Source organism: Marmoricola sp. URHA0025 HA25, from assembly GCF_054059435.1.
In genome coordinates this window covers 3,278,424-3,304,775 of record NZ_JBSSCD010000001.1, presented here as the reverse complement: position 1 = coordinate 3,304,775, position 26,352 = coordinate 3,278,424, and the positions used below count along the sequence as shown (strand labels likewise).

Below are 26,352 nucleotides of genomic sequence, written 5' to 3'. Positions count from 1 at the left end.
GCTCCCAGCCATGTCGAAAGGCCAACCGATGAAGATCGCGCTCGACCCGTACATGTTCCGCACGACTCCGCTCCTCGAGCTGCCGGCGCTGGTGGCGGAGCTGGGGTACGAGTTCATCGAGCTTTCGCCGCGGGACGACTTCACGCCGTTCTTCCTGCATCCACGCGCGGACGACACCACGGTGAAGGGGTTCAAGAACGCCTTGGACGCCGCGGGGGTGAAGATCGCGTCGCACCTGCCGCTCTACCGGTGGTCGGGGCCGGACGAGGACGAGCGCCAGGCCGCAGTGCGGTACTGGAAGCGCGCCATCGAGATCACGGTCGACCTGGACTGCCGGGTGATGAACTCGGAGTTCAACGGCCGGCCTGAGGCGGCGAGCCTGAGCGAATCGCAGTTCTGGCGGTCGATGGAGGACCTGCTGCCGGTCTTCGAGAGGGAAGGCGTGGAGCTGCGCCTGGAGCCGCATCCCGACGACTTCGTCGAGGACGGCCTGGTCGCGGTGGACATGATCCGCGGGATCAACAGTCCGCTGGTGTCGTTCCTGTACTGCGCACCGCACACCTTCCACATGGGCGGGACCACGCCGGAGAAGATGGTCCAGATCATGGAGTACGCCGGGCCGCTGATGACCCAGCTGCACCTGGCCGACTCCTTCGACCACACCGCGTCCTCGGGTCTGCGCTACATCACCAACCCACCGGGCAACGCGGTGCGGGTGCACCAGCACCTGGACATCGGTCAGGGTGAGGTGCGGTGGGACACGTTCTTCGAGACCCTCGGGCGGCTCGGGTTCGGCGCGGGCGAGGGCAACATCATGACCGCGTGCGTCTTCGCCTGGGAGGACCGGGCGCGGGCGTCCAGCCTGTTCATGCTCGAGACCATCGACAAGTACGTGAGCACGTGGTGAGCGCACCTCTCGAGCTGCTGACCGTGGGCCGGGTGGGGGTGGACCTCTACCCGCTCCAGGGCGGTCCGCTCAAGGACGTGACGACGTTCCAGAAGTTCCTCGGCGGCACCGCGACCAACGTCGCGGTCGGGGCGGCACGACTGGGGCGGCGTACGGCCGTTCTCACCAAGGTCGGGTTGGACGGGTTCGGGGACTACGTCCGCGAGGCCCTCACGACCTTCGGGGTCGACCCCGCGTTCGTGGAGACCGCGGACGGGCTGAACACCCCGGTGGTGTTCTGCGAGCTCAACCCGGCCGAGGACCCGCCGCTGCTGTTCTACCGGAACCCGGTGGCACCGGACCTGATGTTGTTCCCGAACGACGTGCCGCTGGACGTCGTTCGGGACGTGCCCGTGCTCTGGGTGACCGGCACCGGCGTCAGCGTCGAACCGTCGCGGACCACCCACGTAGAGATGCTGGAGCACCGCGGCCGGCCGGAGCCCCGCTCGGGTCGCTGGACGTGCCTGGACCTGGACTGGCGGCCGATGTTCTGGCCGTCTCCGGAGGACGCCCGTGCCGAGTACGACCAGCTCCTAGACCACGCCACCGTCGTCGTCGGCAACCGCGCAGAGGTACAGGTTGCGGTCGGCACCAGCGACCCGCACGAGGCCGCCGACCGGCTGCTCGCTCGCGGAGTCGAGCTCGCCCTGGTCAAGATGGGCGGTGAGGGAGTCCTGGTCGCCACGCCCGAATCGGCCACCGTCGTCCCGCCGCATCCGGTCGAGGTGGTCTGCGGCCTCGGCGCCGGCGACGCCTTCGGCGGCACCCTCGTGCACGGCCTCCTGTCCGGCTGGGAGCCGGTCCGGATCGCCGAGTACGCCAACGCGGCCGGCGCGATCGTCGCCTCCCGGCTCGCGTGCGCCGATGCCATGCCCACCGCAGACGAGCTCGAAGCCCTCGTCGCTACCCGAGGAGCACTTTCTTGACCACCGACATCGCTGTGGAACGCGGCGGCCCGGACCTGAGCGACGAGCAGTGGCTCGGGCTGCTGGAGCTGCGGGCGACCGACCCGGGGGCAGTGGCCCGCGCGTACGCCGCCCGTCGCCGCCCGGACCGCATCCTGTCCGAGCGCGGCACGCTGTTCCTGGTCGCCGCAGACCACCCCGCTCGTGGGGCGCTGGCCTCCGGTGGGGATCCGATGGCGATGGCCGACCGGCGATCGCTGCTGGCCCGGCTGATGGTGGCGTTGGAGAACCCCGAGGTCGACGGCGTCCTCGGCACCCCGGACGTGGTCGAGGAGCTGCTCCTGCTCGGCGCACTCGAAGGCAAGGTCGTGATCGGCTCCATGAATCGCGGCGGCCTTGATGGCGCGAGCTGGACCATGGACGACCGGTTCACCGGGTACGACGCCGCGAGCATCGCCGCGAACCGGCTCGAGGGCGGCAAGATGCTCCTGCGCATCGACGACCAGGATCCTTCCACCGCCGGCACCATCGAGGGTTGCGCCACCGCGGTCAGCGAGCTCGCCGCGCTCGGTCTGGTGGCCATGGTCGAGCCGCTGCCGTACCACCGCAGCGAGGACGGCACACTCATCCTCCTCAAGGACGCCCGGTCGCTGGCGCGTGCCGTCACCGTCGCCAGCGGCCTGGGCACCACGAGCACCCACACCTGGCTGAAGATGCCCTCGTGTGAGGACCCGCGGACCGTGTTCGCCGCCACCACGCTGCCCTGCGTGGTTCTCGGCGGCGTACCCGGCCCTGATCCTACTGAGGACCTCGCGTCCTGGGGGCAGGCACTGACCCAGCCCACTGTTCGTGGGCTGGTGGTGGGCAGATCACTCCTGTACCCACCTGAGGGGAACGTCGGCGCAGCCGTAGCCGCTGCCGCCAGTGTGCTCCGCGCTGCTCCCAGGCAGGGCCGGTGATGCTGCACCGACATCGGGCCGGGGGTGAGGTCGATTGGAACACGGGTATCGACCTCACCCCCGGTACCGCCGGTTGGGACTGGACCGGGCTGAAGGTGCTGCGGCTGCGCGCAGGTGAACCGCAGGTCGTGCGGACCACCGAGTCGGAGGCATTCGTGCTCCCGCTGGCCGGGTCGCTGAGCGTGGAGGTCACCGCCGAGTTCGGCGGGTCGGTCGCGTCGTTCGAGCTTGCCGGCCGCGCGACGGTGTTCACGGCCGTCTCCGACTTCGCCTACGTCGGCCGCGACAGCGTGGTGACACTCTGCAGCGCGGCCGGAGCCGAGGTCGCCCTGCCGGCGGCTCGGTGCACCCGCTCGCTGCCGCCTCGCTACGGCGCCGCCGAGGACGTGCCGGTGGAAGTCCGCGGTGCCGGGAACGCGACCCGCCAGGTCACCAACTTCGGCGTCCCCGGGGTGTGGGACCACGCCGAGAAGCTGATCTGCTGCGAGCTGATCACCCCGCCTGGCAACTGGTCGTCCTGCCCGCCGCACAAGCACGACACCTCCGACCCGTGCGCCGTGGTGAACGAGGAGATCTACTACTACCGGATCGCCGGCGACGACCAGGTGACGCCGTCGCGCACCGGTTTCGGCTACCACCGCACCTACACCGGGCGGGAGCACGAGGAGGCCGGGCTCGAGGCGATTGACGAGCTGGTGGAGGTCCGCGACCACGACGTCGTGCTCGTCCCGCACGGCTACCACGGACCCTGCATCGCGGCCCCCGGCTACCCGATGTACTACCTCAACGTCATGGCCGGACCCGCAGACGACCGGGCGCTGGCCTTCTGCGACGATCCCGACCACGCGTGGGTTCGGAACACCTGGGCCGACTTGGAGACCGATCCGCGCTGCCCGGTGACCTCGGCGAGCGGCCGACTCGACGAACTCACCGCAGGCTCCCGAGAGAGACACAGCTGATGAGCACAGGCACCGTCCGGCTGACGACCGCACAAGCGCTGGTGCGCTGGATGATCGCGCAACGATCCGAGCTGTTGGACGGGACCGAGGTGCCGCTGTTCCCCGGTGTATTCGCGATCTTCGGGCACGGCAATGTGCTCGGCCTCGGCACCGCTTTGTACGACGTGCGCGACGTCCTGCCCACGTGGCGCGGGCAGACCGAACAGGGCATGGCGCTCGCGGCGGTCGCGTACGCCCGTGCGATGGACCGCCGCCAGGTCATGGTCGCAACCAGCTCGGTGGGTCCCGGTGCGCTGAACATGGTCACTGCCTCCGGTCTTGCGCACGCGAACCGGCTCCCGGTCCTGTTGCTGCCAGGTGACACGTTCACCAGCCGGGCGCCCGATCCGGTGCTGCAGCAGGTCGAGCACTTCGGCGACCCGACGGTGTCGGTGAACGACGCGTTCCGGCCGGTCTCGCGCTACTTCGACCGGATCACCAGGCCCGAGCAGCTGATCGCCACGCTGCCCCAGGTGGCCCGCGTCCTCACCGACCCCGCCGACTGCGGTCCCGTGGTGCTCGCACTGCCGCAGGACGTCCAGGCGGAGGAGTACGACTTCCCGCTCGCCATGTTCGCGCCGCGGCTCCATCGCGTGCCCCGCATCCGCCCCGACGAGCGAGCCGTCGGCGACGCCCTCGAGATCATCCGTGCCGCGAGACGACCGCTGCTCGTCCTCGGCGGTGGGGCTCGGTACTCCGGTGCCGGCGCCGAGGCGCTTGCGTTCGCCGAGCGCCACCACGTCCCGGTCGTCGAGACCGTCGCTGGGCGCACGTTGGTACCCCACGACCACCGGCTCTACGGCGGTGCGCTCGGCATCATCGGCTCGACCTCGGCCAACGTCCTGGCGACCGATGCCGACGTCGTGCTCGCCGTCGGCACTCGACTCCAGGACTTCACCACCTCCTCGTGGACAGGCTTCTCCCCGGGTGTGCGCGTCGTCGCGGTCAACGCCGCACGCTTCGACGCCGTCAAGCACAACGCCCACGCGGTCGTCGGCGATGCCCGCGAGACCCTGGTAGAGCTCGACGCGCTCCTCGCCGACTGGTCGGCGCCCGCCCAGTGGGCTGAACGTGCCGCATCGGTGAAGGCGATGTGGGACGCCCACATCGACAGCCTGCGAGGGGTCGGACACACCCCGGACGACAGCCTCACCTACGCCCAGGTGACCGGCATCGTCAACGACGCCAGCACCCCGGACGACTACGTCCTGGCTGCGTCGGGCGGCATGCCCGGCGAGCTCCATGGCGGGTGGCGCACCGGCGAGGTCAAGCACGGCACGACCGCGACGTCCGGAGCGACGATGGACCTCGAGTACGGCTTCTCCTGCATGGGCTACGAAGTCGTCGCGCCTTGGGGCGCAGCGATGGCCCGCGAGGTGACCCACCCGGCGGGCCTGGTGACCTCGATCTTCGGCGACGGGTCCTACCTGATGCTGAACTCGGAGATCTACTCAGCTGCGTTCTCGGGGCATCCGTACGTCGCGGTCGTCTGCGACAACGGCGGATACGCCGTGATTCACAGGCTTCAGACGAACCAGGGTGCCGAGGGGTTCAACAACCTCCTCCGCGACTCCCAGGGACCGGGCGCCGACGGCAGCGTCCGCGTCGACTTTGCCGCGCACGCCGCTGCCCTGGGTGCCCATGTCGAAGACGTCCGAGGCAGCAACAACCCCGGCGACCTGCGGGCGGCGTACCTCCGCGCCCGTGAGCACGCGCGCAGCCAACGGCGGCCCGCCGTCGTGGTGTGTCGCGTCCACCATGCCGCCTGGACCGAGGCGGGTGCGTGGTGGGAGACCGGTGTTCCCGCCTCACTGTCGGGACGCGCCGCGCACGACGAAGGCAAGCAACACCAGGTGCGCTGGCTGTGAAGCACTAACCTCTGCACAAAGACCAGGGAGGGCGAGCTCATGAGCGGCGACGACAGCGCGCCTGGCGACACCGGCCAGCGCCCGCCGACGATGGCCGACATTGCGGCGAAGCTCGGCGTCTCCCGACAGCTCGTCTCCCTGGTGATGCGCGACGCTCCCGGTGCGAGCGAGGAGACCAGGCGTCGTGTGCGCCAGGCTGCCAAGGAGCTCGGGTTCAGCCCGCACGTCGGGGCCAGGTCGCTGCGCCGCGCGCGAAGCAAGGACCTGGGAGTCATATTCGCGCCAGCCCACTCGACCGAGCCGGAGATCGTCGAGTACATCTATCCGGCTGCCGCCGCCCGCGGTTACGAGGTGGTCCTGAGCGCCCAGACAGCGACCAGGACCACCGAGGACGCCGTGGACGAGCTCCTCGGGCACCGCTGTGCGGCCGTGATTGCCATCGGTTCCACGCTGGACCACGCCGCGCTGTGCGACGTGGCGGAGAGGATCCCGATGCCGCTGGTCGACGTCGGCTACGGCCGTGGCAACGACTACTACGACGTCGTGCGGTCATCCGGCGACAAGGGCATCGCCGCTGTCGTCGGCTACCTGGTGGACATCGGGCACAGAGCAATCGCGTACGTCGATCCGGTCTCCATGCCGGCGGCGGGCCTCCGACGCCGTGGCTACCAACGCACGATCAAGAAGTTCGGGCTGGGATCCGACATCCTGACGATGCCGGGTGACTACGCGGCGAGCGACTACTTCGAGGAGGTCGGCTCGGCTGCCGCTCGCCGCCTTCTGCAGCGGCCGCAACTCCCCACCGCGGTCGTCGCGCCGAATGACCATACCGCCGTCGGGGTGCTTCAGGTACTCGTTCGGAGCGGCGTCCGCGTCCCACAGGACGTCTCGATCACCGGTTTCGACGACGCCCCGATCGCGCGGCTCTCGGCGGTCGACCTGACCACGGTGCGTCAGGATCCCGAGCTGATGGGAGTCGCGGCCGTCGAGGCAGCAGTGCGCCGTATCGACGACGCAGCACTGCCGCCTGCGCAGACAGTCATCGAAACCTCTCTTATTATCCGCGGCAGCACGTCGGCACCGCTCCCCGCGTCGAAACGAACAAGACCTGCCTGATCCCGATCTCGTGTCGTCCGAAATCATCAAGGCCCGCTGTCACCACGAGGCGTCAATCCGGGCCGAGTGCCGGGATTTCGACGTCATCGCTCGCGCGTCCTGGCTGCCGATGAGTGGTCCTATTGTTCTGGTGCAACGGCTGCAGGTGTAGCCGCCGCATACGTGGACCGTGCCCCTCACGTGCCCCCGCTCGTGCGAAAACGCCCCTGACAAGCCATCACCAATCACGCCGTTTCACGCTCAGAAGAGGGTGCCCTGGCCGTCGTCCGGAGGCTCGGATCGATCTTGTAATGAAGATGTCGCAGGTTCGACTCCTGTCACCGGCTCGGAGGCGAAACCGCTGGTCAGAGGCCCTTTGGGGTGCTCGAGCTGGTCGTCGCGGAAGCCGCATCCGGCCCGCGCCCCCGTCGTGCCCCCGTTCTGGATCCGCCGACTTTGACGTGATGTCGCACGCGGACGACACCCCGAGGCCACCCGGGGTTCTTGGAGCGCTACTTCACTTTGCTGAGGTGGACCATGGCGTCGTAGAGCTGCTCGTCGGTCATCGGCGGTTCAGGGATTGCGTGGGCGCGCTCTGCCCGGTACGCGTCGAGCATGAGGTGGAGCTGACGTCGCCAGGCCGTCGGCGCCTTCGCGCTGGTGGCGTCGATGATCCGGCCGTTGGACCAGATGAGGTTGACGATGTCTGCCCGGGTGATGTCCCGGCGGGCCTTGCCAGCTTCCTGAGCGGACGTGCGCGGCGTTCGACGTGCCCTTGCGGGCGGCGGCTCTGCAGTTCCCGTTGCGCCATCCGGCGGTGACGCAGGTCGGCGTCGGCTGCCGCGGCGCTGCGCAGGTGGACGACAACGTCGCGATGTTCGAGCTGGAGGTGCCCGAGGAGCTCTGGGAGACGCTGGCATGAGGTTTCCCCGGCCCCGCGACGGGCATAGGGGACGCCGTGGCGACGTACTCCCTCAACCCTTCCGGGGTCGAGCACGCGCGGGCGCTGATCCGGTCGCGGCAGTACGTGCTGGACAGCGACTGGGGCGAGGTCCAGCCGCGCGCCGACGCGGAGAACGCCTACCTCGAGCGGCATTCCTGGCAGGAGTACGCCGGCTGGTACCTGGGCCTGACCGAGGGTGCCAACGACGAGACCAAGGGCCGCTACGCGTTCGTGTACGGCGACCTGCGCAGGCTGCACCGCACCGGCCTGATCGCCTGCGTGTACCGCGCCTCCGAGTGGCGGCACAAGGAGGTCGAGCTGGCCGCCCACGACCTGCTCCAGGAGCTGGACGCCGCGGCGGGGATCGGCTGAGCGGAGCTTCGGCAGAACGACTCAGGTCTGTCCGGCCGCCGCCGATCGAAATGTCGGTCGGCATTCGAGCGGCAGGAGTCAGGTGATGGACTGGGGTCAGGTTCTGCTCGCGGGTCTCGTCGGATCTCTCCTGATGGTCCCGGTCGTGATCGTCCGCGGGAGGACCGCCAAGCCGCCTCCTGACCTGCCCAACCCGCTGGCCGAGAGCACGGCGGTCGCCGCGACGCTGGCCGCGATCCGGTCCGACCTGGCGCCCGGGGGTTCCGCCGGCTGGCTGTCCGACGAGCTCGGTGGCGAGCGCGCGGCGGTCGAGGCGCTGATCGACAGCCTGCGGTCCGGCCTGCCGCCCGACGGGCCCTTCGAGGTGAACCGGCTGGTCGGGCACGCTCCGGTCAGGGTGACCGGCACGGTGGTCCACGGCGCGCCGACCGTCACCTCGGTGCGAAGGCTCGACACACCCGGCCAGGGCTGAGCGCAGCGGTCGAGAAGCTTGCGACGAGGCGCAATCCCAACGGGTCGGAAGTCGGCCTCGGCCGTGCCCTTCGTCCCTGTCCGGGCGACACCGCGATCGAAAGACTCGAGGCAGGAGCCAACCGAGGAGGCCTCATGGAGATCCAGGTGCGCACCGACCGGCACGTCAAGGGCGACGACGAGCTGATCGCGTTCGTGGCGTCCACGGTCGTGACCGGGCTCGGTCCCTGCGCTGCGCGGGTGATGAGCGCACACGTCCACCTGACCGCCGAGCGGATCAGCCGGGTCGGGCCGCCCGAGCTCCGCTGCCTGCTCGAGGTGCGCCCGCGCGGGCATGCTCCGCTGGCCGTCACCCACGGCGCGTCCACCAAGGACGACGCGGTGCGGGGTGCGGCCGCCGACATGCGGGGAGTGCTGGAGAGGATGTTCGAGCGGATCGACGCCCGGCACCCGGGCGCCGACACGATCCGGCGCCCAGCCTGAACGACGCCGCTCAGCGCAGCTGCTCGACCCGGAACTGCATGCGCGGCTGGGCGTACGCCGCCTGCGACTCGACGAGCCGCAGCTCGCGACCACCGGAGTCGAGCGTGTTGACGAGCAGGTCGAAGACACTCGACGCCGTCCGCGCGAGGGCCTCCCCGGGGTCGCCGGTCGCGAGGAGGTGCGCGGAGAAGAGAGCGGCTGTCACGTCACCGGAGCCGTTGGCGTGCATCGCCAGCCGCGGCGTACGGACCGACCAGGCGCCGTCCCCGGTCACGACGGCCATCTCGATGGTCTCGTCGGGCTGGTCGGCGTGCTCGACGCTGGTGACCAGCACGGTCGCCGGCCCCATCGCGCGGGCGGCGTCGGCGGCCTCGAGCACGGCGTCGAGTGGCGGTCTGCGCACGTCCTCGAGCCGCCCGGTCAGGTAGCCCAGCTCGAACTGGTTCGGCGTGACCACATCGGCGCGCGGCACCACCTGGTCGCGGATGAGGACGGGGATGGCGGGGTCGACGAAGCAGCCGCTGTCGGCATTGCCCATGACCGGGTCGCAGGCGTACGCCGCAGCAGGGTTGGCCGCCCTGACCCGGTCGACCGCGTCGAGGATCACCGAGGCGATCTCCGGGCTGCCCTGGTAGCCGGAGAGCACCAGGTCGACCTCGGCGAGAGCGCCGCGCTCCTCCATCCCCAGCACGACGTCGTGGACATCCGAGGCGGCGATGACCGGTCCGCGCCAGGCCCCGTGGCCGGTGTGGTTGGAGAACAGCACGGTGTGCACCGGCCACACCTCGTGGCCCAGGCGCTGGAGGGGGAAGACCGCCGCGCTGTTCCCGACGTGGCCGTAGGCGACGGAGGACTGGATCGAGAGGATGCGCACCGACCCAGTCTGCCGCGCCGGGTCGGGCCGCCGACAACGCTGGCCGCCGAAACTAGAACGAGTTATAGTTCCATGGCCGGGTGGCCCGGCCCACGAGCGCGGACGAATGAGGGAACCCATGGCCAAGCAGCGGTCCAACGAAGCCGACTACGTCGTGGTCGGGTCCGGCAGCTCCGGCAGTGCGGTCGCCGGCCGGCTCGCCGAGGCCGGCCACAGCGTGATCCTGCTCGAGGCCGGCAAGACCGACGAGAAGTTCCTGGTCAAGAAGCCCGGGATGATCGGGCCGATGCACGCCGTGCCGGAGATCAAGAAGACCGTCGACTGGGGCTTCTACTCGGTGCCGCAGAAGCACCTTCTCGACCGGAAGATGCCGGTGCCGCGCGGCAAGGTGGTCGGTGGCTCGAGCTCGATCAACGGCATGGTCTACGTCCGCGGCAACCGCGCCAACTTCGACTCCTGGGCAGCCGAGGGCAACACCGGCTGGGACGCCGACTCGGTCAACGCGGCGTACAAGCGGATGGAGGACTTCGAGGACGGCGAGAACGCCTGGCGCGGGGCGGGCGGACCGATCCGGGTCACGCGCAACAAGGCGCCCCAGGAGGGCACCCTCCAGTTCATCCAGGCGACCGCCGACGTCCTCGGGGTCAAGGTGCTCGGCGACTACAACGGTGAGTCGCAGGAGGGCATCTCGCGGATGCAGCAGAACGCCGCCGACGGGCTGCGCTACAGCGCGTCGCGCGGCTACGTGCACAACCTCGCGCCCGCGCGCCTGGAGCTGCAGAGCGAGGTGCTGGTCACGAAGGTCGTCATCGAGGGCGGCCGGGCGACGGGGGTCGACGTGGTCGACAAGGACGGTGAGAAGCGCACGATCCGGGCCGGCAAGGAGGTCATCCTGTCGGCCGGCTTCGTCGGCTCGGCGCAGATCCTGATGCTCTCCGGCATCGGGCACGCCCAGCACCTGCGCGACCAGGGGATCGAGGTGGTCGCGGACCTGCCGGTCGGCGACAACCTCCACGACCACATGTTCCATGCGATGACCTACCACGCCACCTCGGCGAAGATGAAGGGCAACGCCTGGTTCTTCGCCAAGGGCGTCGCGAAGGAGGTCGCGCGACCCGGTACGACGTTCCTGGCGAACTCCGTCTTCGAGTCCGTGGGCTTCGTGCGCACCTCGCAGGCCACCGACGTACCTGACCTGCAGCTGCACCTGCTGCCCTGGGCGTACGTCTCGCCCAACCAGGACGAGCCGATCCGGCACAAGGTCGACCCGCGCACGTCGCTGACGGTGCTGGTGACGCTGATCTACCCGAAGAGCCGCGGCACGCTGCGGCTCGCGTCCGCCGACCCGACCGCGGCGCCGCTGATCGACTTCCAGTACCTCGCCGACCGCTCCGACCTCGAGGTGCTTGCCGAGGGCTCCGAGATGGTGCGGGAGATCATGGCCGGCGCCGCGTTCGGCGGCTCGGTCAAGGACGAGATCCACCCGGGCACGCAGCTGCAGGGCACCGAGCTTCGCGACGCCATCCTCAACCGCGCCACGTCGGTCTACCACGGTGTCGGTACCTGCCGGATGGGCGTCGACGAGCTCTCCGTGGTCGCTCCCGACCTCAAGGTGCGCGGCGTCGAGGGCCTCCGGGTGGCGGACGCCTCGATCATGCCGTCGATCACCGGCGGCAACACCAACGCCCCTGCGATCATGATCGGCGAGCGGGCGGCGGAGATCATCCTCCGGGGCTGACCCCGGGCATGGAAATTCACTATGCCCGTAGTGAATCTGGTGCTCCCCGTACTCGATTTCGATCGGGGAGCCGGAGTTTCACTACTGGCATAGTGAATTTCCCACCGGTCAGGCCACCAACAGGCTCCTCTTCGACAACCCCATCCAGTAGCCGTCGATCACCTGGTCGCCCGGGGCCTCGGAGTCGGTGGCCGCACCGAGGGTCACGAACAGCGGCGTGTAGTGCTCGACCGTCGGGTGCGCGTACGGCATGCCGGGCGCCTTCGTCCGGAAGGACGCGAGCTCGGCCACGTCACCGCGGGTGAGGGCCTCGGCGGCCCAGAGGTCGAAGTCCCGGGACCAGCCGGGAGCCTCGGCGTCGATGCGGAAGTCGCGCAGGAACGGCAGTCCGTGGGTGATGAAGCCCGACCCGATGATCAGGACACCCTGGTCGCGTAGCTCACGCAGCCGGCTGCCCAGGGTGAGCAGCTCGTAGGGGTCCTGCGTCGGCAGCGACATCTGCAGCACGGGGATGTCGGCCTCGGGGTACATGATCCGCAGCGGGACCCAGGCGCCGTGGTCGAGCCCACGCGAGGAGTGCTGGTGCACGTGCTCGCTGTCGGGCATCATCGCCGCGACCCGCTGGGCGAGTGCGGTGGCGTCCGGGGTGTCGTAGCGCATCCGGTAGAACTTCGGGTCGAAGCCGCCGAAGTCGTAGACCAGCTCGGTGCCCGGTCCACTGGCGCTCAGCGACAGGGGCGCCGACTCCCAGTGCGCACTCACGATCAGGACCGCCTTCGGCCTCGGCAGCGAGGCGGCGAGGGCACGCAGCTCGCCCGACCACACCGGGTCGTCGAGCAGGGGCGGCGCGCCGTGGCCGATGTAGAGGGCGGGCATCCGGTCGTCCATGGAGGTCATGATAGTTCAACTTTGAACTACCTGTCACTATTCCCGGGCGAGCGGGCACTCAGGGCAGCGCCCAGTCCACCGGTGCGCCGCCCTGTTGCACGAGCAGCTCGTTGACCCGGCTGAAGGGACGCGAGCCGAAGAATCCCCGGTGCGCCGAGAGCGGGCTCGGGTGCACGGACTCGACCCAGGGGACCGGGCCGAGCATGCTCTTGAGGGTCTGGGCGTCCCGTCCCCAGAGGATCGCGGCGAGCGGCCCGCCCCGCTTGGCCAGCGCCTGGATCGCGCACTCCGTCACCGGCTCCCAGCCCTTGCCGCGGTGTGAGTTCGCCCGGCCCGGTCCGACGGTGAGCGACCGGTTGAGCAGCAGCACCCCCATGTCGGCCCAGGGGGTGAGGTCGCCGCACGACGGGAGCGGCACGCCGAGGTCGTCGGCCAGCTCCTTGAAGATGTTCACCAGGCTCGGCGGCAGCGGTCTGACCTCCGGAGACACCGAGAAGCTCAGGCCCACGGGGTGGCCCGGAGTGGGGTAGGGGTCCTGGCCGACGATCAGCACCTTCACCTCGGCGAGCGGGCGCTGGAACGCGCGCAGGATGTGTCCGCCCGCGGGGAGGTAGCCGCGTCCGGCCGCGAGCTCCTCGCGCAGGAACGTGCCCATCCGGGCGATGTCCGCGTCGACCGGGGCCAGCGCCTCGGCCCAGTCGGGGGCGACGAGCCCCTGGTCGACGAGTCCGGCGAGCGCGCTCACGGAGGAGAGTCTTGCAAACCCGAGCTGCTCGACACCTGGTGAGCGGCCCAGGGGGTTCGGCACACCGAGCCACCGGAGGGTCGACCTCAGTCGAAGTCGGGCAGCACCTGGTCGTGCACGAGCGCACCGCGGAACGGATCGGGCCGCTCGACGTACCGCTCGAAGGCGGTGCGGATGGTCCATCGATCCGGGCGCAGCTCGGGGTCCTCGAGCTCGTGCCAGCCGATCGGCATGCTCACCGGGGCCCCGGCTGCGGGCCGGGTCGAGTACGGAGCAACGAGGGTCTTGTTGATCGCGTTCTGGGTGTAGTCCAGCCGTGCGCGGCCCTTCCGGTCGCGCTTCTGCCACTTCCAGCTGACCAGGTCGGGCACCAGCCGGCCGATCGTCCGCGACACCCGCTCCACCCACGCGCGGGTCTCGTCGAAGGTCGGTCCCGGCGCGATCGGCACCCAGACCTGCAGCCCGCGACGGCCCGACACCTTGACGACGCTGCGCACCTGCAGCCGTTCGAAGGCGGTGCGGTGCAGCCGCGCGAGCGTGACCACCTCCTCCCAGCTGGTGCCCTCGCCCGGATCGATGTCGAACAACGCGTACGTCGGGCACTCCGGCGCCTCGGTCAGGGAGGTCCACGGGTGCCACTCGAGCGCGCCGAAGTTCGCCGCCCACACGAGCGCCGCGGGCTCGTCGGCGACCAGGTAAGTCCGGGTCTCCCCGGGGTCCGCGAGCGGGTTGTCCCACCGCGGCAGCCAGGAAGGCGCATGGCCGGGAACCTCCTTGTGCCAGAACCCGTTCGCCTGCGCTCCGTCGGGGTAGCGGTGCAGGTTGAGCGCCCGGCCGGAGAGATAGGGGACCGCGAGCGGCGCCATCCGGGCGACGTACGAGAGGAACTCGCGCTTGGTGACCGGCTCCTCGCCCTCACGCCCGGGGAAGAGCACCTTGTCGAGGTTGGTCACGACCAGCTCGCGGCCGTGGACCTCCCAGGCGCCGCCGTCGGCCGGCAGCTCGTCGAGCGCGAGCAGGGCGTCGTCATCCTGATCCAGCGGGCGCGCGCCGTCGAGCTTCTCAGCGGCGTCCGCGGCAGGTCTGTCGGAGTGCCACTGACGATCGGGGTCCGCCTTCACCTCGTCGTTGGTGCGTCCCGTCACCACCGACCGCGGGTACTCCTCGGGATCCCAGCCCCTGACGGCACCTTCGTCGTCCTTGTGCAGCAGCAGCCACTGCTCCTTCTCACCCTCGCGGGCGTCGGTGCGCACGAGCACGAACCGGCCGCGCAGCTTCTCGCCGTGGAGCTCGGCGTGGAGCTCGCCGTCGGCGACCGCCCGGGCGGGATCCTCGGTCTTGTAGGGCTCCCAGGTGCCGCGGTCCCAGACGATCACGTCGCCACCCCCGTACTCACCGCTGGGGATCACTCCCTCGAAGTCGGCGTACTCCAGCGGATGGTCCTCGACGTGCACCGCGAGCCGCCGGGCCGACGGATCGAGGGTCGGACCCTTCGGGACCGCCCAGGAGACCAGCACCCCGTCGATCTCGAAGCGCACGTCGTAGTGGAGGGCGCGCGCCCGGTGGCGCTGGACCACGAAGTGGCGCTGCCCGTCGCCTGCCCCGGACGCCCGGACTCCCGAGGGCTCGGGAGTGGTGCTGAAGTCGCGCATCCGACGGTACGACGCCAGCGGCTCGTCCTCGGGAGCGCGGGTCTTCGGCTTCGCCGTGCTGCGCGTGCTGTTGCGTGTCGAGGCCTTGCGGGCACCCTTGGCGGAGGACTTGCGGGCGGACCTGGACCCGCTCACTGACGCGCTCGTCGCGTTGCTCGCTGCCTTGCGCACCGGCTTCCGCTGCGGACTCATGCTCCGCGTCGTACCCAACCGGACATGCCTCAGCCGCTCTTCACGAGCTTCACGACCGCGTCAGCGACCGCCTTCTCGTACGACCCGAAGGGGTGCAGCGGGTTGGCCTTGCCGGCCACCCCCCTGGCGTCGCTGATCCAGGGGTCGGCGGAGCAGATGTCGTGTCCCTGCGAGGGCGTGTACATGTCCACGTACGACGCCCCGGCATCCTGGGCCGCCTTCCTCCAGGCGTCGTTCGCGTACCTCATCGCCTCGCGCATCCTCGCCACCTGAGCGTCGGGCACCGGGAGCCGATCGGGACAGCTGCCCTCGTCCGGGACCAGCCGGGGATAGCCGACGAGGACGATTCGTGCGCGCGGCGCCTTGTGAGCGATCGTCTCCAGGGCTTGCCGCACCTGTCCGGCGGCCGCGTCCAGCTGCTCGTCGACGGCACTCTCCGGGTAGCTCAGGTACTGCTCGCACGCCGCGGTGGGCGCACCGTCGACCTCCAGGCAGCCCAGGAGCAGCCCGGTCGAGATCAGTCCGTTGTTCAGGCCGATCCCCACGGTCACCAGGGTCGAGTGCCGGTCGACTGCCTCGAGCTGCGGGTCGTTGAGGTGGGCGAAGCGGTAGGTCTGCGCCTTCTCGAGCTCCGCCGTCGTCGCCCCCGCGCACGACCTGTCGGAGAACTTCGACGCCTTCAGGGCCTTGGCCACCAGTGAGGGGTAGTTCAGCGACGACCGCGAGCACAGCCGGTCGACCGTCGGCGAGATCCCGGGTCCTGACGTGTAGGAGTCACCGAGCGCCACGTAGACGGGACCGTTGCCGCCGGCCTCCTCCGGGCCGCAACCGGCCGACGCGCCGACGGTCACGAGCAGCAAGGTCAGCGAGGTGGCGAACCGTCGCATCAGTGGTTTCTCGCCAGGGCCGCGAGCGCCTTCGCCACGGCCGTCTGCTCGGCGGCGACGGGACGGACCTCGAGCGGGGCGGACCTGGCCCCGGTCGTCTCGACCCACGGATCCGCTGAGCACAGCTCGTGGCCTGTCGAGAGGCGCGCAACGTCGAGGAACCCGGCTCCGGTCGCGCGGGCAGCGACCCTGATCTCGCGGTTGATCTCCTCGAGCAGCCGGTTGGCGACCTCGAGGGCCGTCGGGTCCAGTCGCGGAAGCGCATCGCACGAGGCCTCGTCGGGCGAGATCCGCGGATACCCGACGAGCACGATGTACGCGTCACTGGCCTTGTCCTGGACTTCCCGGACGGCCGCCGTGAGCGACTCCCCCATCGCCCCGATGTCGTCGAGGACCGTCTGGGCCTGCACCTTGGAACCGCAGGGCGCTGCCATGCAGACCTCGAAGACGTGCGAGAGCAGGTCGCGGTCCTCGATGCCCATGCCGATGGTGACCAGCCCGGTGTCGTGCCCGACGGTGTCGAGCTGGGGCGGGGCAGTGTCCCCGCCACTGGCCGCCCTGGTCGTCGTGGTGAGGGAAGCAGTGGTGGCGCCGACGCACGAGACGTCGGTGAAGCTCGCGACGTGCAGCTGCTCGGCGAGCTGTGCGGGGTAGTTCGTGTCCGAACGCTGGCAGCCCTCGTCACCCGCGGTGCCGCCGCCGTCTGGCGCCGCCGTGAACCCGTCGCCGAGGGCCACGTAGCTGCGGATGGTCTCGCCGGACGGGGACGGCGGGGCCGAGCTGAACCCCCCGCCGCAGCCGGCGAGCACGCCGGCCAGGGCGACCACGAGAGCGGCATCCACCGCCCGAGACGGGCCGGTCACCGCTTCGGGGCGAGGTCGCGGGAACCGCGCGAGGTGAACCGCCGCTCCCGGTTGGAGCCGATCGCGCCACGATCGGCGACGACCTCGGCGGGCGGGGGCGTGGATGCGGGGGGCTGGTCGGATGGGGCGGCTGCCTTCCTCGTCGTGCGCGTGCTGGTCTTCGCGGCCCGGGGGCCGGCCGGCTTGGTGGTCTTCGTGGTCTTCGTGGTCTTGGCGGTCTTGGCGGTCTTGGCGGTCTTGGCGGTCTTCGTGGTGTTCGTGGTCCTGGTCGACCTGCCCAGTGCCGGCTTCCCGGTCGTCTTCCGGGTCGTCTTCCGGGGCGTCTTCTCGGGTGTCTTCCGCGGGCCTTCGTCGACCTCGTCCGGCGTGGAGTGCAGCGCGATCCACTCGTCCATCACGACCCACGTCGTGTGCCTGGCCGCGCGGCCGGTGAGCATGCCGAGGTGCCCGCCCGGGACGATCTCGAAGCGGACCTCGCGGGCGTTCGGCAGCAGCGGCAGCAGCGCCCTGACCGCCGGGATCGGCGCGATGCCGTCGGTGTTGCCGCCGAAGACGAGCACCGGCACCGTGATCGACGCCAGGTCGATCTCGTGGCCGCTGACGTTCACCTTCCCGGAGCGGAGCTGGTTGTCCTTGAGCATCCGGTGGTAGAGCTGGCCGAAGGTCCGGCCCGGATAGGCGATCATGTTTGCCGTGAAGCGGTCGACCGCCTCGATCTGGGCGAGCCACTCCGCGTCGTCGAGGTGCTGGGCGATCGCCAGCGGCTTGGTGATCAGCTTGGTCCCGCTGCTCAGCTGGAACGCCCGTCGCACGAGCGGCTTCGGCGCGCCGCCGAGCATCCGGTAAAGCCGGGTCACGATGCCACCGTCGGTGAGCCGGAGGATCGGCCGCAGCGGCGCGACCAGCGGGACCTGGGTGACGTCGAACGGCGACCCGACGACGGTCAGCGACGCGATCGGCAGTGACGGGTCGTCCGCGGCGACGAGGGTGGCGAAGATCCCGCCGAGCGACCAGCCGATCACGTGCACCGGACGTCCCCCGGCGTGCTCGCTGACCGCACGGATGGCCTCGGGCACCACCTCGTCGACCCAGTGCTCCATCCCGAGGTTGCGGTCGCGGAAGGAGATCTCGCCGTACTCGACCAGGTACGTCGGCCGGCCGGCCTTGACGAAGTGCTCGACCAGCGAGCAGTCCCGGCGCAGGTCGTAGCAGGTGGCCGGCGCGGCGAGCGGCGTCACGAGCAGCACCGGGTCGCCGGTCGCGCGCACCTGCTTCTGCGGACGGTAGTGGTAAACCTCGCGCAGCGGCCCGTCGTCGATGAGCGTCCGGGGCATCGGGCGGAGATCGGCCAGACCGCCGTACAGCACCTTGTGGGCGACGTTGCTGGCGGCAGAGGCGACCTGGTCCGGCTTGGGGATCAGATCCATGCCTCGAAAACTACCAATTGGTAGCGAACGTTATGGCGAGGCCGGAGAAACGCGGGCACCCGGCCGCGGAGACGATGGACAGCACTGGTCGCGCCGGGTAGGCATGGCCCATGAACCAGACCCCCAAGGTCGCCCTGGTGACGGGCGGCTCCTCCGGCATCGGCGAGTGCACCGTCCGCGAGCTGCTCGGAGCCGGCTTCACCGTCTACACGGCCGCCCGCCGCGTCGAGCGCATGGAGGCGCTCGCCGACCAGGGCGCGCACGTCTTCGCGATGGACGTGACCGCCGACGCCTCGATGGTCGCCGGGATCGAGCGGATCATCGCCGAGCAGGGCCGGATCGACCTCCTCGTGAACAACGCGGGCTACGGCTCCTACGGCGCGGTCGAGGACGTGCCGATCGACGAGGCGCGCAGGCAGTTCGAGGTCAACGTGTTCGGTCTCGCGCGGCTGACGCAGCTGGTCACTCCGCACATGCGCCGGCAGGGCTCCGGCCGGATCATCAACATCAGCTCGATCGGAGGGAAGTTCTACGAGCCGTTCGGCGCCTGGTACCACGCCACCAAGTTCGCCGTGGAGGGGTTCAGCGACTCGCTTCGCCTCGAGCTCAGGCCGTTCGGGATCCGGGTGGTGCTCATCGAGCCCGGGCCGATCATCACCGAGTGGAACGAGATCGCCCGCGACTCGCTGCTCGAGCGCTCCGGCAGCACCGACTACGGGAAGTACGCCAAGCGGGCGCACAAGGTGCTCACCGCCTTCGACCAGCCCGGGCGTGCCTCGAAGCCGGAGGCCGTCGCGCGCAAGATCCTCAAGGCGGCGACCGCCCGGCACCCGGCGGCCCGCTACCCCGTGGGCCGTGGGGCCCGGGTGATCACCGGCAGCCGCGACCACCTGCCCGACCGGGTGATGGACCAGGTCGTCAGCCGGATGTACGGCGCCCGCTGACCGGGCGCCTCCGGTCGAGCGCTGCCTCCAGCGCGTCGAGCTCCTCGCCGGCGTACACGGCGATCTTCTGCAGCGACGGGATCGAGTCGCGGCAGCCGGTGAACCCGATGTTGAACTGGCCGGCGTACGAGACCGCCGTGATGTTCAGGGCCTGACCGTTGAACAGCAGGGACACGGGGTAGATCTCCTCGAGGCGGCTGCCGTCCAGGTAGCGCGTCTCGGCAGGTCCGGGCACGTTGGAGATCACGACGTTCGAGGCCGGCCGGCCGTGGCCGCCGAAGCCCAGGATCGCCTGGCCGAGGAACGGCGCCATCAGCACGGTCGTGTAGGCGTCCATCGCCACTCCACCGACGTGCGGCAGCCGTTGCTTGCCGAGCCGGGTCGACTCCTGGATCGCGTGGATGCGATCGACGGGGTCGGCGATGTCCGTGCCGAGCGTCGAGTACAGGAAGGTGATCGCGTTGCCGACGCCCGCGCCCTCGCCGCCGCGCACCGACACCGGCACGTTGGCGATCAGCGGCTCCCGGGGCAGGGCGTCGAGCTCGATGAGGTAGCGACGCAGCGCTCCTCCGCAGATCGTCAGGTAGACGTCGTTGAGGCTGCCGCCGGTCGCCGTGGCCGCCGCCCGGAGCCGGTCGATCGGGTAGTGCTGGGTGGCGAACCGGCGAGGCGTGTGGATGCGCCCGTTGAAGAGGGTCTTCGGCGCCCGGAACGGCACGGCGCGCGCGGGCTCGCTCCGTCCGACGAGGCTCTCGGCATAGGTCCGTCCGAGCGAGGTGAGCACCTCGCGACCGTCGTGCACGACCGACGCCCGCTCCCGGGGCGCTGGCGATGCGGTCGCCGGGCGCTCGGGGAGCCCGGACTGGTCGGGGCCGCGGGTGCCGATCGCCCACGGCGGCAGCATGTCGCGGGCGTCCGGGTCCGCGCTGAGGATCCGCTTCAGCAGGCGTACGCCGCCGACCCCGTCGATCTGCGAGTGGTGCACCTTCATGTACATCGACCACTGGCCGCCCTCGAGGCCCTCGATGAGGTGGCACTCCCACAGGGGATAGCGGCGGTCCATCTTCGCCGAGTGCAACCTCGAGACGAGCACACCCAGGTCCCGCTGCGAGCCCGGCCGCGGGAGGGCGGAGTGCCGGAAGTGGTAGTCGAGGTCGATCTCGTCGTCCGCGAGCTCCTGCCAGCTCGGCACGGGGGTCGCACGCAGCAGGTAGTTGAAGGGGGGGTGGAACTCCCGGACCTCGCGCCACCGGGCGTAGAGGTCGCCGACGAAGTCGGGCCGGTCCTCGGGCACCGCGAAGGTGGCCAGCATCGCCACCTGCATCGGCGTCCGGTGCGACTCGGCGTACAGCCACGCCGAGTCGTTGATCTTGAGAAGTTTGCGCCCCACACGCGCACCCTAGAGTGGAAGTGACCCGGTGCACAGGCTCTGGCGGGGACCGGCCTCCTTGACCGGCGGCCGGGGGTCGCGAGGCTGTGCGCACGTTCACCGATCCCTCGGGAGTCACCATGGCCGTGGTTCGCTACATCGTCACCGACGTGGAGGAGTCGATCGCGTTCTTCGACCGGCTCGGCTTCACCGTCAAGGAGAGCTACGCCCCCGCGATGGCGATCGTGCAGCGCGACGACCTCGACCTGTGGCTCGCCGGCCCGGCTGCCTCGGCCTCCCGTCCGATGCCCGACGGGCGTCGTCCCGAGCCGGGCGGCTGGAACCGGCTGGTGGTCACCGTCGGGGACCTGCCCGCACGGGTCGAGGAGCTGCAGGCCGCCGGGATCCGGTTCCGCAACGACGTCGTCACCGGTCCCGGAGGCCGCCAGATCCTCTGCGAGGACCCGTCGGGCAACGTCGTGGAGCTGTTCGAGCCGGCCTGATCGCGCCGGGCCCGTTCAGGCGCGCTTCACCGGGCGCAGGTGCTTGTCGTGCGCCGGTCGCGGCGTCGTCAGCTCGTCGAGGAATGCCGACGCCCAGTGCGAGACGTCGTTCTCGGCGACGGTCTTGCGCATCGCGCGCATCCGCCGGCTGAGATCCTTCGGGTCCGCCTCGTACGCCGCCAGCATCTGGGCCTTCATGCCGTTGATGTCGTAGGGGTTCACCTGGAACGCCTGGCGCAGCTCCTCCGCGGCGCCGGCGAACTCGGAGAGCACCAGGGCGCCGTCGTCCTCGAGCCGGCAGGCGACGTACTCCTTCGCGACCAGGTTCATGCCGTCGCGGAACGGCGTGACCACCATGATGTCGGAGGCGACGTAGAGCGCCGCCATCTCCGACTGCGGGAAGGACGCGTTGAGGTAGGAGATCGCGGGGCGGCCGATCCGGCCGAGGTCGCCGTTGATGTGCCCGACCAGCCGGTCGATGTCGTCGCGCAGCTTGCGGTACTGCTCGACCCGCTCGCGCGACGGGCTGGCCACCTGCACGAAGGTCGCGTCCTCGACGGTGAAGTGCCCGTCGTGGATCAGCTCGCTGAACGCGCGCAGGCGGGCGTAGATGCCCTTGGTGTAGTCGAGGCGGTCGATGCCGAGGAACACCTTCCGCGGGTTGCCCAGGTCGTCGCGGATCTGCTTCGCCCTCGCCTGTACGCCGGCGGAGTCGGCGAGCTTCTCGAGCACGGACGTCTCGATCGAGATCGGGAACGCCTTCGCGCTCACCAACCGGCCGTCCGGCAGGTACACGGTGTCGCGGTGCGTCTTGTGGCCGACGCGCTGGCGCACGAGGCGGATGAAGTTCTGCGCCGCGCCGGAGAGCTGGAATCCGACGAGGTCGGCCCCGAGCAGGCCCTCGAGGATCTCGCGCCGCCACGGGAGCTGCGAGAACAGCTCCGCCGGCGGGAACGGGATGTGCAGGAAGAAGCCGATCCGCAGGTCGCTGCGCAGCTCCCGCAGAAGGGTCGGCACCAGCTGGAGCTGGTAGTCCTGCACCCAGACGGTCGCACCCTTGGCGGCGACCTGCGCCGCGGCCTCGGCGAACCTCCGGTTGACCTCGACGTAGGCGTCCCACCACTCGCGGTGGAACTCCGGCTTCGCCACCAGGTCGTGGTACAGCGGCCACAAGGTGGCGTTGGAGAAGCCCTCGTAGTACTCCTCGTACTCCCGCTGCGAGATCGAGATGGGGACCAGCGTGATGCCGTCGTGCTCGAAGACGTCGAGGTCCTCGACCACGTCGCCCGGCCAGCCGATCCAGGCGCCCTCGTTGGCGGCCATCACGGGGGCGAGTGCGCTGACCAGGCCGCCGGGGGAGCGTCGCCAGGTGGTGGAGCCGTCGGCGCGCACGACGCGGTCGACCGGGAGCCGGTTGGCCACGATCACCAGGTCGGCCCGCACGCCACCGGACCGTCGGCGTACAGCCTTCTTCACGGCCCGGGTCATGGTGTCCACCCTAGGGGCCCCCGCGCGCTGTCGAACGGCCGGGACGCCCTCGGCGGTTCAAATGACATCGTTGTTGTTTCTCGCCTAGAATGACCACGCCCCTGCAGTACCCAGCCCGAGGAGTCGACGACCATGGTCGCCAGTCACGCACTCAACTCCGCGCAGCCCGACGAGCCGGGCCGCCTGTCGGAGCGTGATCGCAGCATCCTCGACTTCGAGCGCCAGTGGTGGAAGTACGCCGGCGCGAAGGAGAGCGCAGTCCGCGAGAAGTTCGACATGAGCTCGACGCGGTACTACCAGGTCCTCAACGCCCTCATCGACCGCCCGGAGGCCCTCGAGCACGACCCGCTGCTCGTGCGCCGACTGCGTCGTCTGCGGGCGACCCGGCAGCGGCAGCGGTCCGCCCGCCGCCTCGGCTTCGAGCTCTGAGCCTGCCGATGTCCCGACGGGCGCAGCGCCTCACCCGACCGGCCGGCGACGATCGGCGGGACGAGCGCGGTGTCGTCCTGCCGACGCGCCTGATGGTCTTCAGCATCTCGCTGGTGGCGCTCGCCGGGCTGGCGTTCATCGCGACCCAGTCCGACGGCCAGAAGCAGGACAAGGCCACTCCCGCGGCGCACGCCTCACCGCACGCGCCGAAGGTCACCGTCAGCGAGCCGACGACGACCGCACCGCCGGCGAAGAAGAAGCCGGTGGTGCATCGTGCCGCCGTCCTGGTGGCGATCTTCAACAACTCCAACGTCCAGGGGCTCGCCGGCAAGACCGGCACCCGCGCGCAGCGTGCGGGCTGGAGCGTGGTCGGCACCGACAACTGGTACGGCACCGTCGACGCGAGCACCGTCTACTACGGCACCCGGCTCAAGGCGGCGGCAGCCGAGCTGGCCCAGGACCTGGGCATCACGCGGGTGAAGCCAGCGATCGCGCCGATGCGTCCCGACCGGCTCACCGTCATCCTCACCGGCAACTACCACTAGGGCGTGACGCCCTGGGTCTCGTCCACTCTGGTTGAGTGGACCCATGGAGTTCCACTCCGCCGACGGTGCCCAGCAGTACGCCGCTCTCGTCCGTGCCGGTGACGACCTGCTGGTGGCCCTGGACTTCGACGGCACCCTCTCGCCGATCGTCGAGGACCCCGAGGTGGCCGTGATCCACCCCGACTCGCACGAGGTGCTCGTCGAGCTGTCCGCGCAGGTGCGCGCGATCGCGGTGGTGACCGGCCGCCCTGCGCGGCAGGTGCTCGCACTGGGCGGCCTGGACGAGGTCGGCGACGCGATCGGCGAGTCGGGTCGCGAGCTGGTGATCCTCGGGCAGTACGGCAACGAGCGGTGGTCGTCGAACGCCCGCCGGGTCGTCTCGCCGAAGCCGCCCTCGGGCCTGGCCAGCTTCATCTCCGACCTGCCTCGGATGCTGCGCGAAGGAGACGCCACGGACGCCTGGATCGAGGAGAAGGGTCTCGCCGTGGCGGTGCACACCCGGCGCCTGCCGGACGCGCGGGCCGCGTTCGACCGCCTCCTCCCCGTGCTCGGTGAGGCAGCCCGCGCCCGCAACCTCGCGGTGGAGCCCGGCCGGCTGGTCATCGAGATCCGGGCAGGCGGGATGGACAAGGGCCTGGCCCTGAACCGGCTGGTCGACGAGTACGCCGCGAAGGCCGTCGTGTTCGTCGGCGACGACCTGGGCGACGTACCTGCCTTCGAGGCGGCCGGAAAGCTCCGCGCCCAGGGGATGCCGACGCTCATGGTGTGCTCCGGCTCGGACGAGGAGCCGACGCTCCTCGACCTCGCCGACGTCGTCGTCGACGGCCCCGCCGGCGTGATGGAGCTGCTTCGCCAGCTGACCGCAGATCTGGCTGCGGCGAGCAGCTGAGCCTTCCCGGACCGCGAGACGCAGCCGTCTCGGATGGCGGAATCGATGTGCACATTCTGAGACGGCTCTCTACGCTGGAGCACAGCTCATCGAGAGGGACTGAGGGATACGGCCCGTTGAAGTCCCGGCAACCGCCACGCGAGCCTCCGATCGTCGGCCAGCCGACCCGGGTCCGCGTGGTGTGGTGCCAAATCCGTCCCGCGCCGAGAGTCGGCCCCCGGGGAAGATGAGAAGGAGGCCCTCCTTGAGCACTGGAACCCTGAACGCCGCGACCTCGTCCGGCACCGCTCTGCGCGCGGGAGCCTTCGGCAACGCGACCCACCTGGTCTGCCGTGAGTGCGGCGCCACCCAGGAGCTCGGACCGCACTACGCGTGTCTGGAGTGCTTCGGTCCGCTCGAGATCGCCTACGACTTCCCGGTGGTCACCCGCGAGCAGATCGAGGCCGGTCCCCGCAACATCTGGCGCTACAAGGCGCTGCTCCCCGTCCCCGACGACATCGAGGGCTCGCCGAACACCGAGCCCGGCTACACCCGGCTGCTCAAGGCGGCCAACCTCGGCCGCGAGCTCGGCATCGCCGACCTGTGGGTCAAGGACGACTCCACGAACCCGACGAACTCCTTCAAGGACCGCGTCGTCGCCTGCGCGCTCAGCGCCGCCGTGGAGTTCGGCTCGAAGGTGTTCGCCTGCCCCTCGACCGGCAACCTCGCCAACGCCGTGGCCGCCGCGGGTGCCCGTGCGGGGATCAAGACCGTGGTGTTCATCCCCAGCGACCTCGAGCACCCCAAGCAGGTGAACTCCGCGATCTTCACCGACTCCCTGGTCGCCGTCGAGGGCAACTACGACGACGTCAACCGGCTCGCCTCGGAGATCGCCGGCGAGGAGGACGGCTGGGCGTTCGTGAACGTCAACGTCCGCCCCTTCTACGCCGAGGGCTCCAAGACCCTGGGCTACGAGATCGCCGAGCAGCTCGGCTGGCGGCTGCCCGACCAGATCGTCATCCCGGTCGCCTCCGGCTCGCAGCTGACCAAGGTCGACAAGGCGTTCCAGGAGCTCATCAAGCTCGGCCTCGTCGAGGACAAGCCCTACAAGGTCTTCGGCGCACAGGCGGCGGGCTGTGGCCCGGTCGCCACCGCGTTCAAGTCCGGCGCGGACGCGATCCGCCCGGTGAAGCCGGACACGATCGCCAAGTCGCTGGCGATCGGCAACCCGGCCGACGGCATCTACGTCCTCGACATCGCCCGGCGCAGCGGCGGCGCGGTCGAGGAGGTCACCGACGACGAGGTGCGTGCCGGGATCGTGCTGTTCGCCCGCACCGAGGGGATCTTCACCGAGACCGCGGGCGGCACGACCGTCGCGGTGCTCAAGAAGCTCGTCGAGACCGGTCAGCTCGATCCCTCGCGCGAGACCGTGGTGATCAACACCGGCCACGGCCTCAAGACCCTCGACGCCGTCGGCGGCCAGGTCGGTCCGGCGGCCACCATCGCCCCGACGTACGACGCCTTCGTGGCCTCCGGCGTCTAGCCACTCGCCCACTCACCAGACCACCAGGAGCACTCCGTGAGCGTGTCCGTCCGCATCCCCACCATCCTGCGCACCTACACCGGAGGTGAGTCCGAGGTGACCGTCGCCGGTGCCACCCTGGCGGACGTGCTGGACGACCTCGAGGCGAACTACGCCGGCATCCGCGCCCGGATCCTCGACGACGCCGGTGACATCCGTCGCTTCGTCAACGTGTACGTCGGCAACGACGACGTGCGCTTCCTCGACGGACTCGCGACGGCGACCCCGGACGGCACCCAGCTCTCGATCATCCCGGCGGTCGCCGGCGGCTGATCCCGCCTGCTCGACGACGTGCCCCCGGAGCGCAGCTCCGGGGGC

General features: G+C 70.4%; 26 protein-coding genes and 1 riboswitch. Of the genes, 17 read left to right on the top strand and 9 right to left on the bottom strand.

From position 1 onward, the window contains the following. Positions 1-28: 28 nt before the first annotated feature. From ACVW00_RS16310 to ACVW00_RS16270, 9 genes are all read left to right on the top strand, one after another. A complete protein-coding gene (locus ACVW00_RS16310; protein ID WP_457111946.1) occupies positions 29-907 on the top strand; it encodes a sugar phosphate isomerase/epimerase family protein in 879 nt (292 codons plus the stop codon). Further along, positions 901-1,872, top strand: a complete 972-nt coding sequence (gene iolC, locus ACVW00_RS16305) for a 5-dehydro-2-deoxygluconokinase (RefSeq protein WP_457111945.1) — start codon at positions 901-903, stop codon at positions 1,870-1,872. Before ACVW00_RS16310 ends, iolC begins: the two co-directional genes overlap by 7 nt. After that, a complete protein-coding gene (locus tag ACVW00_RS16300) occupies positions 1,869-2,810 on the top strand; it encodes a Cgl0159 family (beta/alpha)8-fold protein (protein ID WP_457111944.1) in 942 nt (313 codons plus the stop codon). Before iolC ends, ACVW00_RS16300 begins: the two co-directional genes overlap by 4 nt. Then, entirely contained in the window at positions 2,810-3,769 is a 960-nt protein-coding gene (gene iolB, locus ACVW00_RS16295; RefSeq protein ID WP_457111943.1) for a 5-deoxy-glucuronate isomerase, read from the top strand. Before ACVW00_RS16300 ends, iolB begins: the two co-directional genes overlap by 1 nt. Next, positions 3,769-5,676, top strand: coding sequence for a 3D-(3,5/4)-trihydroxycyclohexane-1,2-dione acylhydrolase (decyclizing) (gene iolD, locus ACVW00_RS16290; protein WP_457111942.1), 1,908 nt, complete (start codon positions 3,769-3,771; stop codon positions 5,674-5,676). Before iolB ends, iolD begins: the two co-directional genes overlap by 1 nt. Before the next feature lie 39 nt (positions 5,677-5,715). After that, the gene (locus ACVW00_RS16285) at positions 5,716-6,792 is read left to right on the top strand and encodes a LacI family DNA-binding transcriptional regulator (RefSeq protein WP_457111941.1); all 1,077 of its coding nucleotides are present in this window, start codon (positions 5,716-5,718) and stop codon (positions 6,790-6,792) included. A 937-nt stretch (positions 6,793-7,729) separates the two neighbouring features. Next, positions 7,730-8,086, top strand: a complete 357-nt coding sequence (locus ACVW00_RS16280) for a hypothetical protein (protein ID WP_457111940.1) — start codon at positions 7,730-7,732, stop codon at positions 8,084-8,086. 85 nt (positions 8,087-8,171) lie between these two features. Continuing rightward, positions 8,172-8,558 (top strand): hypothetical protein, encoded by a 387-nt coding sequence (locus tag ACVW00_RS16275; protein WP_457111939.1) that lies wholly within the window; start codon positions 8,172-8,174, stop codon positions 8,556-8,558. Positions 8,559-8,692: 134 nt separating this feature from the next. Then, entirely contained in the window at positions 8,693-9,040 is a 348-nt protein-coding gene (locus ACVW00_RS16270) for a hypothetical protein (RefSeq protein ID WP_457111938.1), read from the top strand. 10 nt (positions 9,041-9,050) lie between these two features. On the opposite strand, the gene pdxY is transcribed toward ACVW00_RS16270, so the two are convergent. Then, positions 9,051-9,914, bottom strand: coding sequence for a pyridoxal kinase PdxY (gene pdxY / locus ACVW00_RS16265; protein WP_457111937.1), 864 nt, complete (start codon positions 9,912-9,914; stop codon positions 9,051-9,053). 118 nt (positions 9,915-10,032) lie between these two features. Here pdxY and ACVW00_RS16260 point away from each other — a divergent pair, with 118 nt between their 5' ends. Continuing rightward, positions 10,033-11,652, top strand: coding sequence for a GMC family oxidoreductase (locus ACVW00_RS16260; protein ID WP_457111936.1), 1,620 nt, complete (start codon positions 10,033-10,035; stop codon positions 11,650-11,652). A gap of 108 nt (positions 11,653-11,760) precedes the next feature. Here the strand turns inward: ACVW00_RS16260 and ACVW00_RS16255 are convergent, their stop codons facing one another. The 6 genes from ACVW00_RS16255 to ACVW00_RS16230 form a co-directional block, all read right to left on the bottom strand. Then, the gene (locus ACVW00_RS16255) at positions 11,761-12,540 is read right to left on the bottom strand and encodes a dioxygenase family protein (protein WP_457111935.1); all 780 of its coding nucleotides are present in this window, start codon (positions 12,538-12,540) and stop codon (positions 11,761-11,763) included. A gap of 58 nt (positions 12,541-12,598) precedes the next feature. After that, a complete protein-coding gene (locus tag ACVW00_RS16250; protein WP_457111934.1) occupies positions 12,599-13,285 on the bottom strand; it encodes a uracil-DNA glycosylase in 687 nt (228 codons plus the stop codon). Positions 13,286-13,371: 86 nt separating this feature from the next. Further along, positions 13,372-15,129: a non-homologous end-joining DNA ligase LigD gene (gene ligD / locus ACVW00_RS16245; RefSeq protein ID WP_457111933.1), complete on the bottom strand. Its 1,758-nt coding sequence runs from the start codon at positions 15,127-15,129 to the stop codon at positions 13,372-13,374. Between the two features lie 29 nt (positions 15,130-15,158). Next, positions 15,159-16,016 (bottom strand): SGNH/GDSL hydrolase family protein, encoded by an 858-nt coding sequence (locus tag ACVW00_RS16240; RefSeq protein WP_457111932.1) that lies wholly within the window; start codon positions 16,014-16,016, stop codon positions 15,159-15,161. Further along, positions 16,016-16,858, bottom strand: coding sequence for an SGNH/GDSL hydrolase family protein (locus ACVW00_RS16235; RefSeq protein WP_457111931.1), 843 nt, complete (start codon positions 16,856-16,858; stop codon positions 16,016-16,018). Before ACVW00_RS16235 ends, ACVW00_RS16240 begins: the two co-directional genes overlap by 1 nt. A gap of 17 nt (positions 16,859-16,875) precedes the next feature. Then, positions 16,876-18,306: an alpha/beta fold hydrolase gene (locus ACVW00_RS16230; RefSeq protein ID WP_457111930.1), complete on the bottom strand. Its 1,431-nt coding sequence runs from the start codon at positions 18,304-18,306 to the stop codon at positions 16,876-16,878. Positions 18,307-18,416: 110 nt separating this feature from the next. Here ACVW00_RS16230 and ACVW00_RS16225 point away from each other — a divergent pair, with 110 nt between their 5' ends. Further along, positions 18,417-19,250, top strand: a complete 834-nt coding sequence (locus ACVW00_RS16225) for an oxidoreductase (protein WP_457111929.1) — start codon at positions 18,417-18,419, stop codon at positions 19,248-19,250. On the opposite strand, the gene ACVW00_RS16220 is transcribed toward ACVW00_RS16225, so the two are convergent. Then, positions 19,225-20,640: a WS/DGAT/MGAT family O-acyltransferase gene (locus tag ACVW00_RS16220; RefSeq protein WP_457111928.1), complete on the bottom strand. Its 1,416-nt coding sequence runs from the start codon at positions 20,638-20,640 to the stop codon at positions 19,225-19,227. The two genes, ACVW00_RS16225 and ACVW00_RS16220, sit on opposite strands and share 26 nt — an antisense overlap. Positions 20,641-20,759: 119 nt before the next feature. Between ACVW00_RS16220 and ACVW00_RS16215 the strand changes: the two genes are divergently transcribed. Further along, positions 20,760-21,122: a VOC family protein gene (locus tag ACVW00_RS16215; protein ID WP_457111927.1), complete on the top strand. Its 363-nt coding sequence runs from the start codon at positions 20,760-20,762 to the stop codon at positions 21,120-21,122. A 15-nt stretch (positions 21,123-21,137) separates the two neighbouring features. On the opposite strand, the gene ACVW00_RS16210 is transcribed toward ACVW00_RS16215, so the two are convergent. Further along, positions 21,138-22,610, bottom strand: coding sequence for an alpha,alpha-trehalose-phosphate synthase (UDP-forming) (locus ACVW00_RS16210; protein ID WP_457111926.1), 1,473 nt, complete (start codon positions 22,608-22,610; stop codon positions 21,138-21,140). 132 nt (positions 22,611-22,742) lie between these two features. Between ACVW00_RS16210 and ACVW00_RS16205 the strand changes: the two genes are divergently transcribed. The 5 genes from ACVW00_RS16205 (at position 22,743) to ACVW00_RS16185 (ending at position 26,307) form a co-directional block, all read left to right on the top strand. After that, positions 22,743-23,039: a DUF3263 domain-containing protein gene (locus tag ACVW00_RS16205; protein WP_457111925.1), complete on the top strand. Its 297-nt coding sequence runs from the start codon at positions 22,743-22,745 to the stop codon at positions 23,037-23,039. Between the two features lie 8 nt (positions 23,040-23,047). Further along, positions 23,048-23,584 (top strand): LytR C-terminal domain-containing protein, encoded by a 537-nt coding sequence (locus ACVW00_RS16200; RefSeq protein WP_457111924.1) that lies wholly within the window; start codon positions 23,048-23,050, stop codon positions 23,582-23,584. 43 nt (positions 23,585-23,627) lie between these two features. After that, on the top strand, positions 23,628-24,473 hold the full coding sequence (gene otsB, locus ACVW00_RS16195; RefSeq protein WP_457111923.1) for a trehalose-phosphatase: 846 nt from the start codon (positions 23,628-23,630) through the stop codon (positions 24,471-24,473). A gap of 83 nt (positions 24,474-24,556) precedes the next feature. After that, positions 24,557-24,706: riboswitch (SAM riboswitch) on the top strand. Positions 24,707-24,717: 11 nt separating this feature from the next. After that, entirely contained in the window at positions 24,718-25,995 is a 1,278-nt protein-coding gene (thrC, locus tag ACVW00_RS16190) for a threonine synthase (protein ID WP_457111922.1), read from the top strand. 36 nt (positions 25,996-26,031) lie between these two features. Next, positions 26,032-26,307: a MoaD/ThiS family protein gene (locus tag ACVW00_RS16185; protein WP_457111921.1), complete on the top strand. Its 276-nt coding sequence runs from the start codon at positions 26,032-26,034 to the stop codon at positions 26,305-26,307. The last annotated feature ends 45 nt before the right edge of the window (positions 26,308-26,352 follow it).